This window comes from Plantactinospora sp. B24E8 (assembly GCF_039871735.1).
Classification (GTDB): domain Bacteria; phylum Actinomycetota; class Actinomycetes; order Mycobacteriales; family Micromonosporaceae; genus Plantactinospora.
The window spans coordinates 377,591-391,880 of record NZ_JBDPMH010000001.1 but is presented as its reverse complement, the minus strand read 5'-3'; the positions used below and the strand labels follow the sequence as shown (position 1 = coordinate 391,880).

At 73.6% G+C, this 14,290-nt stretch carries 10 protein-coding genes; 5 read left to right on the top strand and 5 right to left on the bottom strand.

Annotation, left to right across the window (positions count from 1 at the left end; genetic code table 11):
- Nucleotides 1-65: 65 nt before the first annotated feature.
- The gene (locus ABGB21_RS01820; protein ID WP_347676105.1) at nucleotides 66-2,648 is read left to right on the top strand and encodes a sigma-70 family RNA polymerase sigma factor; all 2,583 of its coding nucleotides are present in this window, start codon (nucleotides 66-68) and stop codon (nucleotides 2,646-2,648) included.
- 47 nt (nucleotides 2,649-2,695) lie between these two features.
- Here the strand turns inward: ABGB21_RS01820 and ABGB21_RS01815 are convergent, their stop codons facing one another.
- The 3 genes from ABGB21_RS01815 to ABGB21_RS01805 all read right to left on the bottom strand — a co-directional run bounded on the left by ABGB21_RS01815 (nucleotide 2,696) and on the right by ABGB21_RS01805 (nucleotide 6,649).
- Nucleotides 2,696-4,471, bottom strand: coding sequence for a sugar ABC transporter permease (locus ABGB21_RS01815; RefSeq protein ID WP_347654338.1), 1,776 nt, complete (start codon nucleotides 4,469-4,471; stop codon nucleotides 2,696-2,698).
- Between the two features lie 292 nt (nucleotides 4,472-4,763).
- Nucleotides 4,764-6,077, bottom strand: coding sequence for an MFS transporter (locus tag ABGB21_RS01810; protein ID WP_347676103.1), 1,314 nt, complete (start codon nucleotides 6,075-6,077; stop codon nucleotides 4,764-4,766).
- A 2-nt stretch (nucleotides 6,078-6,079) separates the two neighbouring features.
- A complete protein-coding gene (locus tag ABGB21_RS01805; protein WP_347676101.1) occupies nucleotides 6,080-6,649 on the bottom strand; it encodes a helix-turn-helix domain-containing protein in 570 nt (189 codons plus the stop codon).
- Between the two features lie 119 nt (nucleotides 6,650-6,768).
- Here ABGB21_RS01805 and ABGB21_RS01800 point away from each other — a divergent pair, with 119 nt between their 5' ends.
- Nucleotides 6,769-7,479, top strand: a complete 711-nt coding sequence (locus tag ABGB21_RS01800) for a hypothetical protein (RefSeq protein WP_347654335.1) — start codon at nucleotides 6,769-6,771, stop codon at nucleotides 7,477-7,479.
- A 34-nt stretch (nucleotides 7,480-7,513) separates the two neighbouring features.
- On the opposite strand, the gene ABGB21_RS01795 is transcribed toward ABGB21_RS01800, so the two are convergent.
- Nucleotides 7,514-8,806: an acetyl-CoA C-acetyltransferase gene (locus ABGB21_RS01795; protein ID WP_347654334.1), complete on the bottom strand. Its 1,293-nt coding sequence runs from the start codon at nucleotides 8,804-8,806 to the stop codon at nucleotides 7,514-7,516.
- Between the two features lie 58 nt (nucleotides 8,807-8,864).
- Here ABGB21_RS01795 and ABGB21_RS01790 point away from each other — a divergent pair, with 58 nt between their 5' ends.
- Nucleotides 8,865-10,223 (top strand): 3-oxoacyl-ACP reductase, encoded by a 1,359-nt coding sequence (locus ABGB21_RS01790; RefSeq protein WP_347654333.1) that lies wholly within the window; start codon nucleotides 8,865-8,867, stop codon nucleotides 10,221-10,223.
- Complete coding sequence (locus tag ABGB21_RS01785; RefSeq protein ID WP_347676099.1) at nucleotides 10,223-11,107, top strand: MaoC/PaaZ C-terminal domain-containing protein; 885 nt, start codon at nucleotides 10,223-10,225, stop codon at nucleotides 11,105-11,107. Before ABGB21_RS01790 ends, ABGB21_RS01785 begins: the two co-directional genes overlap by 1 nt.
- A 32-nt stretch (nucleotides 11,108-11,139) precedes the next feature.
- Here ABGB21_RS01785 and ABGB21_RS01780 read toward each other — a convergent pair whose 3' ends face one another.
- Nucleotides 11,140-12,813 (bottom strand): glycoside hydrolase family 43 protein, encoded by a 1,674-nt coding sequence (locus ABGB21_RS01780; protein ID WP_347676097.1) that lies wholly within the window; start codon nucleotides 12,811-12,813, stop codon nucleotides 11,140-11,142.
- A gap of 441 nt (nucleotides 12,814-13,254) precedes the next feature.
- Here ABGB21_RS01780 and ABGB21_RS01775 point away from each other — a divergent pair, with 441 nt between their 5' ends.
- Entirely contained in the window at nucleotides 13,255-14,238 is a 984-nt protein-coding gene (locus ABGB21_RS01775; RefSeq protein WP_347676095.1) for a pectate lyase, read from the top strand.
- Nucleotides 14,239-14,290 lie beyond the last annotated feature (52 nt).

Genomic DNA, 14,290 nt, shown 5'->3' with positions numbered 1-14,290 from the left:
CGGCCGCACCGCGAGCGCCTGATCCGGTCCACACCGGACCGTCCACTCCACCGACCTGGCAGGACATGGCGGACACCACCGGCACCCCGACTTCCGACGACCGGAGCGACCTGCAGCTGCTGCGCGCCGTACGCGACGGCGACACCACCGCGTACGCCGTGCTCTACCAGCGGCACGCGACGGCGGCCCGGCGGCTGGCCCGCACCCTGGACCCCCGTCCGTCCGACGTGGACGAGCTGGTGGCGGAGGCGTTCGCCCGGGTCCTCGCCGCGCTCCGCGCCGGCGCCGGACCGAGGGCGGCCTTCCGCACCTACCTCCTCACCACCCTGCGCAACGTCTTCCACGACGAGACCCGGCGGTCCCGCCGGCTCGACCTCGTCGACGACCTCTCCCACCACGACCCGGGCGAGCCGTTCGTCGATCCCGCGGTACGCGGCCTGGAGCACGGCATGGTCGCCCGGGCCTTCGCCGCGCTCCCCGAGCGGTGGCGCCTGGTGCTGTGGCACACCGAGGTGGAGGGGGACACCCCGGCCACGGTCGCCCGCCTGCTCGGGGTACGCCCCAACACGGTCTCCGCACTCGCCTACCGCGCCCGGGAGCGTCTTCGCCAGAACTACCTGCGGGAGCACGCCGCCACCCGGACCGAGGCGGCGTGCCGGTGGACCGCCGACCGGCTCGGCGCATACGTCCGGGACAGGTTGGCCGCCCGGGACCGCACCGAGGTCGAGGACCACCTCTCCGGCTGCCGGTCCTGTCGACTGCTCTTCGTCGAACTCGGCGACGTCAACTCCGGTCTCGGCGCCATCCTGGTCCCGGCCCTGGTCGGTGCCGCAGCGGTCGGCTACGCCACCGCCGGTGCCACCACCGGAAGCGGCGGCACGGGTGCGGACGGCGGAACAGGCAGCGGCGCAGGCGGGAACAGCACCGGGGGCAGTGGTGGAGGCCGGGACGCTGTCGGCGGGGACGGTGGGAACCCGGCCGACCGCGGCACGCCGGGGCGTGGCCGGGCCCGGCTCCGGCGACACCTCCGCAACCCGGCCACCCGGCTCGCCGCCGCCGGCGCCGTACTGGTCCTGCTGGTGACGGTCGCGCTCGCGCTCGGCGGCGGGTCGGAACCAACCGCCGGTCCGGGACGGGCGGCGCCGCCCCCGGCGGGTCCGGCAACACCGGAGGAGTCACCCACGCCGACCCCCGACCCGGACCGGGGCGGTACCCCCACCCCCGACCCGGCCGCCGGGACGCCCGACGACCCCGGCCCGACCGCCGGTCAACCGTCCGGCGCGGCCGACCGGCCCGGTACCGCCGAATCACCCGGCGCGACCGGACCGGGCACCACCGCGCCGGGCTCCGCCGGCCCGCTGTCCGTGACACTCGCGCCGGTCGGCACGCTGGTCCGGGGCCGCTCCACGGTGCTGCTGATGACGGTGACCAACCCGGTCCGGTCCTCCGCTGGCGCCGGCGGAGGGCGGCTGCCCGGCACGTACCGGGCCGGCCCGGCCGACCGGACCGGTCCGCTGTCCGCCCGGATCACCCTGCCGAACGGCATCCGACTCCGGACCGGGTCGGCCGGCGACGGCTGGACCTGCGCCGCCGGCAGCCCCGGTACCTGCCGGCGGGGACCGTTGGCGGCGGCCTCGACGAGTACCGCGTACCTGCCGGTCACCGTCGCCGGAACCGCCCGGGGCGGCACCGTGCGGCTCAGCCTCGACACCCCCGGTACGCCCCGCCGCACCGCCACCCTCCGGCTCGACGTCGCCGACACCGGCCTCGCGACGGTGTACGCCGGCACGGTGCCGGCCCGGCTCACCGCCGCCGGCAACGCCCTGCTCTCCTGCCTCGACCTCGACCTCACCTGTCGTGCGGCGCGGGCCGGCCGCCCCGCCCTCGGCCGGGTGGACAACGGCGACTACCTGATGGCCCGGTACGCGGCACCCGACGCCCCGGCCGGCGCACCGCGCGGCGGCATGGTCAGCGGCGCCTCGGTACGCCTCACCGGGCGGGTGCTCTGGGCCGGCCTCTACTGGGCCGGTACCGGCCGTCCGCCGCGTACCCCGACCGCGTACCTCCGCGCGCCCGGCAGTGGCCGGTACACCCCGCTGCGCGCCGACCGGGTCGACACCTTCCCGGCCCGGCTGGAGGGGCGGCACGGCTACCAGGCGTACGTCGACGTCACCCGGCTCGCCCGCTCCGGCACCTGGTGGGTGGGAGTCGACCGGCGCGCGTTCAGCGCCGGGGTCGGCGCGTTCGGCGGCTGGAGCCTGCTCGCCGTCGTCACCGACGGCGGTCCGCCGCGCAGTGTCGCGGTGCTCAACGGCGCGCTCGCCCTCCGTCCCGGCGCCTCGGTCTCCACCCCGCTGCCCGGGGCGGCGGGCGCGGCGGCCCAGATCGGGTTCGTCGGCTGGGAGACCGACCGGGCGACCACCGGTGACCGCCTCGACCTGGCCGGTTCCCCGGTCGACCGGGGCAACCCGAGCAACGCCGCCGCCAGCCGTACCGACGGCACGACCGCCGGCTGGAACACCTTCGGTACGGATGCCCGGGTCCTCCGTACCCGGCTGCCCGACGACGGGCCGGTCCAGCTCACCGCCCGGACCGGGCGGGACGCCTGGCTGCTCGGCACCCTGGCGATCAGCGCCGAACAGCCGTGACCGGTCGACGGCACGCCGTCCCGACCCGGGCCGGGGTACCGCGCGCCCTAGCCGCGCTGCGGTGGGACCGGGGGCTGGTACGCCTGCGGCGGCGCTGACGGCGGGTACGGCGCCACCGGTGCGGCCGGTACGGTCGGCGCCCCGGCCGGGCCGGCTGCCGGGTTGGGTGTCGTCCGGCCCACCCGGATGGCGAGCCGGTCCAGGTAACCGACCTGGAGCGCGACGAACGCCAGAAGGAAGATCAGCAGTATCGGCAGCGGCAGGACCAGACTCAGGATGCCGCCGTTCGGGCCGCTGCGCTGCCACATCACCAGCTCGGCGACAACCGGCGCCGACATCAGCTCCGGGTCGACCGCCATCAGTCGCGCCCAGAACGGCTGCTGCGCGTTGAACAGCCAGGTCAGCAGCAGGACCACGGGCAGCATCGGCAGTGCCGGGAGCAGCAGCGTGCGGATGAATCCCCCGCCGGCCCGCCACCGGGCGTGCTGGCCCCGGAACAGCAGCGTGAAGACGAACAACGCCGGTATGGAGAGCCAGACCGGCGGGATCAGCCCGAGGAACGTGTTGACCTGCTCCGCGTCGGCGGCCCGGTTCGCGGTGGCGACGGAGAGCGGGCCGACACCGACAAAGAGCCACGGGGCGAACGGGACCAGCAGCAGTTCGCTCCAGCGGCCGAGTGGCCGCAGCGCGCCGATGCCGAAGCCGCCGACCGCCCCGAGCCCGACCGAGACGACCGCCGAGATCAGCGGCGGTAGCCAGGTGTTGGCGAGGATCCGTGCCAGGCTGAGCCCCGACTCCGATCGGCCGCCGCCGAGAGTGTCCAGGGCAGGGTCGTCGACGAGGTGCCGCAGCCAGGGCGCGGATGCCCAGCCGACCACCCCGACCAGGGCGACCAGTCCGACCACCAGGAACGCGAGATACACCGCGCGTCCCCGGCCGCCGGTCGGCGCCACCGGCACCGCCGTCGGGGCCGGAGCGCCGGTCGCGGTCGGCGCGCCGGTCAGGCCCGGCACTGCCGGCCGGGCGGCGGGCTGCGGATCGCGCCGGTCCCGCCAACCGTCGAGTTCGATCCGGGTACGGGTGGCCAGCAGCAGCCCGGTGGCGAGGAGCCCGAGCAGGCCGAGCAGAACGAGGAGCAGTGTCGCCACAGCGGCGCCCGGCCCGACCTGGAAGCGGACGAAACTGGACTGCAGCACCTCCAGCACCGGGCTCAGGGCGGATCCGTCCGCCTTCACCCCGGCGAGCAACGCCGGCATCGTGTACGTCTGCAGGGTCAGGGCGAGCACGCCCAGGCCGACCACCCCGCCCACGGTCAGCAGGGCGGCCGGTGACCGACGGTCGGAGGACCGTTTGCGTAATGCGCTCAGGAACGCCGTCGCGGCGAGCGCGACGACCAGGCCGAACGAGGTTGCCGCGAGCGCCCAGAGCACGTCGCCCAGGCCCAGCCGGTCACCCGGCTCGACCCGGTGCAGCCGCCAGCCGAGGGCGAGCGCGGCCGGGGCGTACCCGGCGATCGGCAGGGCGAGCACGATCCGGGTCACCAGTCGGGCCGCCCGACCGGCCCGGTCCGCGACGACCGCCAGCAGCGGCGCGACGACCAGGGCGTACGCCAACGGCAGCAGGCCGAGCAGGAGCACGGAACCGAGCTGCCCCCACACCCCGTCGGCGACGATCGTCTGGTAGTTCTCGGTGCCGGCCGAGGTCGGCGGCTTGCCCAGGTCCTCGTGCCGGAAGCTGGCCAGCACCGTGGAGACCGTGGGGACGAGGTAGGACCAGACCAGGCCGAGCAGAGCCGGGACCACCAGCGCCAACCCGAGCAGCACCCGCCCCACCGAGCCAGCCGCTGACGGCTGGGCCGACGGCAGCGTCGTCGGCGGTCGAGGCCACGTGGCCGGTGCCGGTGCCGGCGGTACGGCCGGTGGAGGGAAGGGCGACCCGGAGGTGGGCTGGCCTGAGTAGCTCATCGCGCACGTCCCCGATGCTCGGTCCGATGATCAGCGCGACCCTACCGGCAGATGTCAACCGACGGGCCGGCTGGTCAGCGCCCGTCGCCACGGTCCATCGTGGTGCGCACGATCCAGTACCCCGGTCGGGCGACGTCGGACCGAGGCCCGCCTAACGGGCAGGTGCGGTGTCCACCGACGACAAGACCGACGTGCCCGGGTCCGGTGGCCCGTCCGGCACGGTGGCACCGCGCTCTTCGGGCACGGTGGCGGACGGGCTGGAGTCGAGGCGTCGTACGCCGGGGTCGGCCAGCATGCCGAGCACCGCGACCAGCACGATTCCCGCGGCGATCAGCAGCGTCCGCCCGGTGCCGAGCCCCTCGGCCACCGGGCCGATCGCGATCTGCCCGAGTGGGATGGCCAGGAACGAGCCGAGGGCGTCGTACGAGTAGACCCGGGCGAGCCGGTCGGCGGGGATGTGCCGCTGCATCGAGGTCTCCCAGGCGATGCTGAACTGCTCCACCGCCACGCCGGCGACAAACGCGGTGCCGATCAGCAGCCAGACCGACGAGGTCCAGGCGAGTGTCACCAGCAGCACCGCGTCCACGCCCATGCAGAGCACGCCGAGCAGGAGGAATCGGCGTACCCGGATCCGGAGCGCGAGCGCGGCGCCGGCCACCATGCCGGCGGTCTGCGCGGCGAGCACCAGTCCCCAGGCGAACCGGCCGATGGTCTCGTCCGCGATCCTCGGGCCGAGCACGTTGACCGAGCTGGCGTAGGCGAAGTTGATCAGCAGAAAGCCGAGCACCACCACCCAGACCCAGGACCGGGCGACGAACTCGCCCCAGCCCTCGCGCAGGTCGCGGAGGGGATGCGGCCGGTTCGTCGCGGGTCGGGCGACCGCGGCCACCCGGATCCGGGAGAAGGCGACCGCGGCCAGCGCGAACGTCAGCGCGTCGACCAGCAGTCCCCAGCCGGGGCCGGCGCCGGCCACCAGTAGGCCACCGAGGGAGGCCCCACCGATCATCGCCGCGTTGATGCCGAGGCGGTTGACCGCGTTCGCCGACTGCAGCAGCTCCGCCGGCACGGTCTGCGGCACCAGCGCGGCAGCGGCCGGCCAGGCCAGACCGCTCAGCACCCCGTTGACCGCGCCCAGCACGACCAGCAGCGAAATCGTCGCGGTGTCGGTCAGGACCAGGGCGGCGACCGCCCCCTGGGTCAGCGCGGCGGCCGAGAGGGAGGCCACCATCACCGCCTGCCGGGGCAGCCGGTCGGCCAGCACCCCGCCGAAGAGCAGGAACAACACGTTGGTCAGCGACCGCGCGCCGACCACCAGGCCGAGGTCGCGGACCGATCCGGTCAGATCGAGTACGGCGAAGCCGAGGGCGATCGGCGCGACCGCGTTGCCGAGCATGGTGGCGGCCCGGCCGACTGCCAGGTGCCGGAAGGGTCGGTGCCGCAGCGGCGCCAGGGCGGCGGTGAGCATGGTCAGTCCTCCATCCGGAACAGGGCGACGGTGGCGCTGACCCGGACGGTTCCCGGGGTACGCACCGGTTTGGCGGCCCGGTGCAGCCGGGCGGACGCCTCGGCGATCAGGCCCCGGATCTCCTGCCAGGTCTCGGGGTCGACCCAGAACTCGGCGTCGGTGAGGAAGTTGTCGGGGCCGCGACGCAGTTCGGCGGAACGGCGGCGCAGTTCGGCGGCGAGGGCGGCGTAGACGAGCCGGTGTTCCGGGGTGGGCTCGGCGCCCTCCGGCACGGTCGGCGGCTGCCGGTCGTGGTCGGCGTCCGCGTCGTACCGGTAGCGCTTGGCGACTCCGCCCCGGATGCGTTCCTCGCCGGCGACCTCGATCACCCCGGCGGCGAGCAGGTGCCGAAGGTGGTAGCTGGCGTTGGCGTGGGTGAGGTCGAGCTCGCGGGCCAGTTCGGCGGCGGTCAGTGCGGAGGCGGTGAGCAGCGAGAGCATCCGCATCCGTACCGGGTGGGCCAGCGCACGTAACCGGGCGGTCGGGTCGGGCCCGGTGTCGGGGGTGGCTCCGCCACCAACTCCCAAAGACATGTTGGGGAGTTTACGGGACGGGTGCCTCACTACCAAACATCTGTTGGGAGTTGGTCGTGGGCACCATCCGGTTGTGCGCCTTGTGCAGGATGGGGCATCCCGACGTGAGGAGCTTCCACATGTCCCTGACCCCGAGGCGCTCGTCGCTCGTACTCGGCCTGCTCGTCCTCGCGGCGAGCGTGCCGGGCCTGGTCGTCGCACTGGCGAACGGAGCAAACGGCCTGCTCGTCACCGCCGTACTCGGGCTGCTGCTCGGCGGCCTCCTGGTCGGTACACACCGGACGTTCGAAATCTGGATCGGCGACGACGGGCTGGCCCTGCGGCTCAGGGGCATCAACCGGCTCGTCGCCTGGGACGAGGTGGCGGCGGTCATCCTCGATCCGGCCACGTCCGCCGCGACTGCCGGCAGGGCCCGCCTGCTCCTGGTGCCGGCCGACCCGACCGGCTTCGAGTTGCCGTCGACCGAGCACGACCCGGTCGCGGACCGTCCCTGTCTGGTCCTGCTCGACCTCGCCGCAGTCCGGCAGTCGGCCGACCAGGTGGCGGCGGCACTGACCCGAACCGCCGGGAGCCGCTTCACCGACCTGCGGCAGCAGACGTCCGCCGCACCGAGCTTCACCGTCGCGTTGCGCGGCTACGACCTCGAACGCGTCGACACGCTGATCCAGCGCGGACACGCCGCGCTGGCCGGCGGGGACGAGTCCCGCCGCCGGCAGGTCGCCGCCGAGATCACCGAAGCACTGCCCGAAATCCCGGTGGCCCTTCGCGGTTACGACCGCGACCAGGCGGACGCGTACCTTCGGGACTTGGCCGCCCGGCTGACCGCCTGAGCCGCCGTCCGGGGCGGCCGGGAACTGCCGCCGGTCAGCGTTCCAGGATCGCCACCACGCCCTGGCCGCCGGCGGCGCAGATCGAGATCAGACCGCGTCCCGAACCCCGTTCGGCGAGCAGTTTCGCCAGTGTCGCCACGATCCGACCGCCGGTCGCCGCGAACGGGTGCCCGGCGGCCAGCGACGAACCGTTGACGTTCAGTTTCGCCGGGTCGACCGGGCCGAGCGGGGCGTCCAGGCCGAGCCGGTCCCGGCAGAACTCCGGCGACTCCCAGGCGGCGAGGGTGGCCAGCACCTGCGAGGCGAACGCCTCGTGGATCTCGAAGAAGTCGAAGTCGGCGAAGGTCAGGCCGGTCCGGGCGAGCAGTCGCGGTACGGCGTACGCGGGAGCCATCAGCAGCCCCTCGTCACCGTGCACGAAGTCGACGGCGGCGCTCCCGGAGGCGTCGAACCAGGCGAGCACCGGCAGGTTGTGCGCGGCGGCCCACTCCTCGGAGGCGAGCAGCACGGTGGACGCCCCGTCGGTCAGCGGGGAGGAGTTGCCGGCGGTCATCGTCGCCTGCTCCGCCTCCGGCCCGCGGGTTCCGAAGACCGGCTTCAACCTCGCCAACTGCTCCACGTCGGTGTCCGGCCGCAGGTTCTGGTCCCGGGTCAGTCCCAGGTACGGCGTGAGCAGGTCGTCGAAGAAGCCGCGCTGGTACGCGGCGGCGAGCCGGTGGTGGGAGCGGACCGCCAGTTCGTCCTGGGCCTGCCGGTCGATGTTCCACCGGCGGGCGGTGATCGCGGCGTGCTCCCCCATCGAGAGCCCGGTACGCGGCTCGGCGTTGCGCGGGATCTCCGGCCGGAACGGCTGGCCCGGCCGCAGCCGGGCGGCGGCACGCAACCGCCCGCCGAGGCTGCGGGCGGCATTCATCTCCAGCAGGGCGCGCCGCAGCTCGTCGTTGACCGCCAGCGGGGCGTCGGAGGTGGTGTCGACACCGCCGGCGACGCCGACGTCGAGCTGTCCAAGGGCGATCTTGTTGGCGACCAGGATCGCCGCCTCCAGACCGGTCCCGCAGGCCTGCTGCAGGTCGTACGCCGGGGTACGCGGGTCGAGGCGGGAACCGAGCACCACCTCCCGGGTCAGGTTGAAGTCCCGGGAGTGTTTCAGCACCGCGCCGGCGACCACCTCACCGAGCCGTTCGCCGGCGAGTCCGAACCGGGCGACCAGCCCGTTCAGTGCGGCGGCGAGCATGTCCTGGTTGGACGCCCTCGCGTACCGGCCGTTCGATCGGGCGAACGGGATCCGGTTGCCGCCGAGGATCGCGACACGACGGACGGTCTGCACGGCCTCGCCTCCAGGTACGTAGGGTTGCCACAACCTTACCCGTGAGTAGGCTACGGCCATGAGTGACAGGTACGCGAGCTTCGCCCACAGCGGACCCGGCCGGGCGCTGGTCAGGCGCCTCGGCCTGCCTGATCCGCCCCGACTGCGCCGGTACCGACCCGGAGATCCGTTGATCCACGGCCCGGTACGACTCGACGCCGCCCCGGGCGGTCGCCTCGTCGGCCCGGTCGGCGCGCTGCTCACCGCCGCCGACGTCGAGGTCGCCGACCCGGTGGACCCCGACCCGGCGGGTCCGGCCGCCCCGTCGGGGGGCTACGGCGCCCTGGTCTACGACGCCACCGGCATCACCGACTCCACCGGGCTGCGCGCCCTCTTCGACTTCTTCCATCCGCTGGCCCGGTCGCTCCGCCCGTCCGGGCGGGTGATCGTCCTCGGTACCCAGCCGGAACTCTGCGCCAGCCCTCGGGAGGCGACCGCACAGCGTGCCCTGGAGGGGCTGACCCGCAGCATCGGCAAGGAGTTCGGCCGGGGCAGCACCGCCCAACTGGTGTACGTCGCCCCCGGTGCCGAGCCGGCCGTCGGGTCGACCCTGCGGTTCCTGCTCTCCGGCCGGTCGGCGTACGTCTCCGGGCAGGTCGTCCGGATCACCCCGGCGGAGATTCCCGAGGTCGACTGGGAACGGCCGCTGACCGGCCGGATCGCCCTGGTCACCGGCGCCGCCCGGGGCATCGGCGCGAAGGTCGCGCAGGTGCTGGCCGGCGACGGCGCCCACGTGGTGGCGCTTGACGTGCCGGCCGCCGGGGACGCGCTCGCCGAGGTCGCCAACACGATCGGCGGTACGGCGGTGCAGCTCGACCTGACCGCCCCGGCGGCGGCGCACCGGCTCGCCGACCACCTGGCGACCCGGCACGGCCGGGTCGACGTCGTGGTGCACAACGCCGGGATCACCCGGGACCGGACCCTCGGGCGGATGACCTCCGAGTGGTGGGACGCCGTACTGGAGGTCAACCTCTCCGGTCAGGAGCGGATCAACGACGTACTGCTGGACCGTGACCTGCTGCCGGCCGGTGGCCGGCTGGTCGGGGTCTCCTCGATCGCCGGGATCGCCGGCAACCGGGGCCAGACCAACTACGCCACCTCGAAGGCCGGGGTGATCGGACTGGTGCACTCGATGGCGGGTCCGCTCGCCGCCCGCGGCATCACGGTCAACGCCGTCGCGCCCGGTTTCATCGAGACCCGGATGACCGCGAAGATGCCGATGATGCTGCGGGAGGCCGGTCGCCGGATGAACAGCATGGCGCAGGGCGGGCTCCCGGTCGACGTGGCGCACACCATCGCCTGGTTCGCCTCGCCCGGCTCGGCGGGGGTCACCGGCAACGTCGTACGGGTCTGCGGGCAGAGCCTGCTGGGGGCGTGATGACCGGAAAGCCGGACGAACGTACCGAGGCGGAACTCCCGAGGCTGCCGGCCACCGGACCGCTGTACCGGCGGGCCGCGATCGGGCTCACCCCGGGGCTCGGCGCGGCCCGCCGCGCCGACCGGCTCCCGGACGTCGAACTGGTCGTCCGGGGCGTCACCGTCGACCGGGACCACCTCGCCGGGTACGACCGGGTCTGCGGGTTCCGACTGGCCGACGTACTGCCGCCGACCTATCCGCACGTGCTGGCGTTCCCGTTGGCGCTGCGACTGATGACCGCGCCGGAGTTTCCGTTTCCGCTGGTCGGCTTGGTGCACGTGGCGAACCGGATCACCACGCACCGTCCGGTCGACGCCGCCGAGCCACTCGACCTGTCGGTCCGGGCCGTCGACCTGCGACCGCATTCCCGGGGCCGGCAGTTCGACGTACTCTGCACCGCGTCGGTCGGCGCCGAGGTGGTCTGGCGGGGCGTTTCGACGTACCTGCGCCGGGAGCGGGTGGCGGCGGAGCGGGCCCGGCGCGACCCGGCCGATCGCCCGACGCCGCCGGCCCCGACCGCGGTGTGGCGGGTCGGGGCCGGGATCGGCCGCGACTACGCGCGGGTGTCGGGCGACCACAACCCGATCCACACCTCGCGGCTGGCGGCCCGGTTGTTCGGGTTCCCCCGCCCCATCGCACACGGCATGTGGAGCAAGGCCCGCTGCCTGGCCGCGCTGGCGAACCGGCTCCCTGACGCGTACGTCGTGGACGTGGACTTCACCCTGCCGTTACCCCTGCCCGGGACGGTCTCGTTCACCGCGACACCGGCCTGGGGCTTCGGACTGTACGACGCCCGGCGCGGGCGCCCGTACCTGGTCGGGGAGGTGACCCCGATCCGGGGGTGATCCCGGACCGGGGGACCGTTCGGCCGGCCGGGTCACGGCTCGTCCACGACGTAGGTCGCCGAGTCGAAGTCGGCGAATCCGCCGTCGGCGCCCAGATCCTGCACCCACAGGCCGACGAAGGCCCCGGTGAAGCCCCACGCGGTCGGCTCACCGGCCTCCGCCTCCGCGGCGTGTTCGTCGGAGAGGATCGTCGCGTCCAGTTCGACGGGAAACTCGCACCAACCGTCGCCGTCCCGCGCGTCCCCGGCCGGCCGGCGCAACGAGTAGCCGAACCGTACGACCGGCCCGTCGAACCGGACCCGCAGCCGCACCGCCTCCGCCCTGGTGACGTCGACCTGGCACCCGGCGTGCTGGACCCGCCGGCCCTGGTCGAACGACATCAGTTCGAGCACCCGCCGGCCGTCGTCGTCCCGGGTGAGGTAGGCGTAGTGCCAGTTGCGGGTGTTGTAGTACGCGGTGACGCCGGCGAGCTGCCGGAACGTACGCGGGTGGAACTCCATCGTCGTCTCCAGCCGGCAGTGCCGGGCGGTCACCCGACGCGCCACCAGGCTGGGACGCTGCCGTCCGACCGGCGACTGGCCACCGTGGATGCGCAGGTGGGACGGCCTGCTGGAAAGATCCACCCAGTCGGGTGTGGGCGGGCGACGCAGGGTCGACCACTCGGGGCCGAGCCGGCCCCCGTCGAAGTCGTCGTGGTCGACGCGGCTGTCGGACCGGTCCACCGCCGCCGGCGCCCCGGGCGCGGGTACGTCCTCGGCCGGCACGCCACCCTCGACCTGCGGCCATCCGGCGTCGTTCCAGGTCACCCGCTGGATCGCCGTCTCCCGGCCGAGCACACACGGGCCGAGCGGGGAGTACGGCCGCGCCGTCAGGTGGGCCAGGTACCACTGCCCGTCCGGTGTGTCGACGAGGCTGCCGTGGCCGGCCTTCTGCAGCGCCAGGTCCGGCCGGCCGGCGGAGCTGAGCATGGGCCCGTCCGGCGCCACCTCGTAGGGGCCGAACAGCTCCCGTGACCGGGCGACGGTGACCTGGTGGGTCCAACTGGTGCCGCCCTCGGCGGTGAGCAGGTAGTACCAGCCGTCCCGGCGGTAGAGGCGGGGCGCCTCGGTCATGCCGACCGAGGTCCCCTCGAAGATCAGTCGCTCCTCGCCGACCAGCTTGCCGGCCGCCCGGTCGTACTGCTGGATCTGGATGCCGGCGAACCGGTTCCGGCCGGTCCGCCAGTCGGTGTTCATGGTCAGCAGCCAGCTCGTGCCGTCCTCGTCGTGGAAGAGTGACGGGTCGAAGCCACGGGCGTGCAACGGCACCGGGTCGGACCACGGGCCGGCCAGGTCGGCAGCGGTGGTGAGGTAGTTCTGCGAGTCCCAGTAGCCGCCGGCGAAGCTGGACACGTCGGTGTACACCACGTGGAACAGGCCGTCCACGTAGGACAGGTCGGGGGCCCAGACGCCGGCCGAGTCGGCGGCGCCGGTGAGGTCGAGCAACCGGCGCTCGGCGAGAACGCCCCCGAGCGGGCGCCAGTGCACCAGGTCCGTGGAGTGGTGCAGCCGCACCCCGGGACACCACTCGAAGGTCGAGGTGGCGAGGTAGTAGTCGGCGCCCACCCGCAGGACGCAGGGATCCGGATGGAAGCCCGGTAACACCGGGTTGCGGATGAGTGGGTTCTCGGGCACGGCGTGCCCCCCGTTGCCTGCCGTGGATGTCATGTCAACCCTTCCGGTGGCCACCGGCTTCGGCGAGGCCATGGCCCGGCGCCGAGCCAGGGGCACGGGCGGCCCGGCCACCCGCCCACGCTCCGTCCGCCGGCTACCCGCAGCCACCTGATCGCAGTGAAACCTGTGTATGCCGATCACCTTAGTCAGCAGGCTCCGCCCAGACAACTGGCAAAGTTCGTTTTGCTGGAAACAGTCGCCGAAGATCGCCCGGGCGCGGACCACTGCGGCGAAGTCAACGAACATCGAGGTTCATCGTTGACAGGGTCGAAGTGCGTCGATACTCTCCGAAGTATTGGGAAAGCGCTTTCCGACATCCCGTCCCGGTGTGGTCCGGACCGTCCGGCCACCCTCGCCCGCCCACCGCTGGCGGCGACCGCGTCCCACCCGCGACCCGGCCGCCGAGGTGGACCACTTCCACTCGGAGGTTCCCCCGTGTCCAGCACCGACACCACCACCGCGACACCGCGCACCCGGCCGCTCATCCGGGTACCGCTGCTCGCCGCGACCACCGCCGTCGTCCTCGCGGCGACCTCGCTCGCCGGCGTACCCGCCGCCTCCGCCGCCTCGTTCACCATGCAGGGATGGGCGACCCAGTGCGGCGGCACCACCGGCGGTGGCAGCGCCTCGGCGGTCACCGTCACCGACTCCGCCGGCCTGATCAGCAACATGCAGGCCAGTGGCGCCCGGGTGATCCGGGTCTCCGGCACCATCTCGATCAGCGGCATGCAGAAGGTCGCCGCGAACAAGACGATCATCGGCGTCGGCGGCAACGCCACCATCACCGGCGGCGGGCTCAACGTCGCCAGCGTGAACAACGTGATCATCCGGAACATCAACTTCCGGAACTGGAACGACGACGCGATCAACGTGCAGTACTCGACCCGGGTCTGGATCGACCACAACGGCTTCACCAACGGCAACGACGGGGCGGTGGACATCAAGCGCAGCTCGGACTGCGCCACCGTCTCCTGGAACCGGGTCTTCGGCCACGACAAGTCGTTCCTGCTCGGCCACTCGGACAGCAACTCGAGCGAGGACGTCGGACGGCTCCGGGTGACGTACCACCACAACTGGTTCGACGGCTCCAACCAGCGCCACCCCCGGGTCCGGTTCGGCAACCCGGTGCACGTCTACAACAACTACTACAGCAACGTCGGCGGCTACGGTGTCGCCTCGACCTGCAACGCGGGCGTCCTGGTGGAGGGGAACTACTTCGAGAACGTCGAGGACCCGTACCACCGGGGTGAGGGCAGCTCGCCGGTCGGCGGACTGGTCGCCCGGAACAACCACTTCGTCAACTCGGGCAGCGGCCAGACCGGCGGCAGCGTCGCCAGCATCCCGTACGGCTACAGCCTGGACCCGGCCGCCAACGTGAAGTCGATCGTCACCGGCGGCGCGGGCACCGGCCGCATCTGACAGCTGCGAGGAAGGCCCTTCCTGTCGTTTCCGGTACAGGAAGGGCCCCTTC

Excerpts from the sequence above, each read along its gene's own strand:
- ABGB21_RS01820 (WP_347676105.1), top strand. The coding sequence starts at position 66 with ATGGCGGACACCACCGGCACCCCGACTTCCGACGACCGGAGCGACCTG.
- ABGB21_RS01810 (WP_347676103.1), bottom strand. The coding sequence starts at position 6,077 with ATGCTCACCGCCGCCCTGGCGCCGCTGCGGCACCGACCCTTCCGGCAC.
- ABGB21_RS01805 (WP_347676101.1), bottom strand. The coding sequence starts at position 6,649 with ATGTCTTTGGGAGTTGGTGGCGGAGCCACCCCCGACACCGGGCCCGAC.
- ABGB21_RS01800 (WP_347654335.1), top strand. The coding sequence starts at position 6,769 with ATGTCCCTGACCCCGAGGCGCTCGTCGCTCGTACTCGGCCTGCTCGTC.
- ABGB21_RS01790 (WP_347654333.1), top strand. The coding sequence starts at position 8,865 with ATGAGTGACAGGTACGCGAGCTTCGCCCACAGCGGACCCGGCCGGGCG.
- ABGB21_RS01785 (WP_347676099.1), top strand. The coding sequence starts at position 10,223 with ATGACCGGAAAGCCGGACGAACGTACCGAGGCGGAACTCCCGAGGCTG.
- ABGB21_RS01780 (WP_347676097.1), bottom strand. The coding sequence starts at position 12,813 with ATGACATCCACGGCAGGCAACGGGGGGCACGCCGTGCCCGAGAACCCA.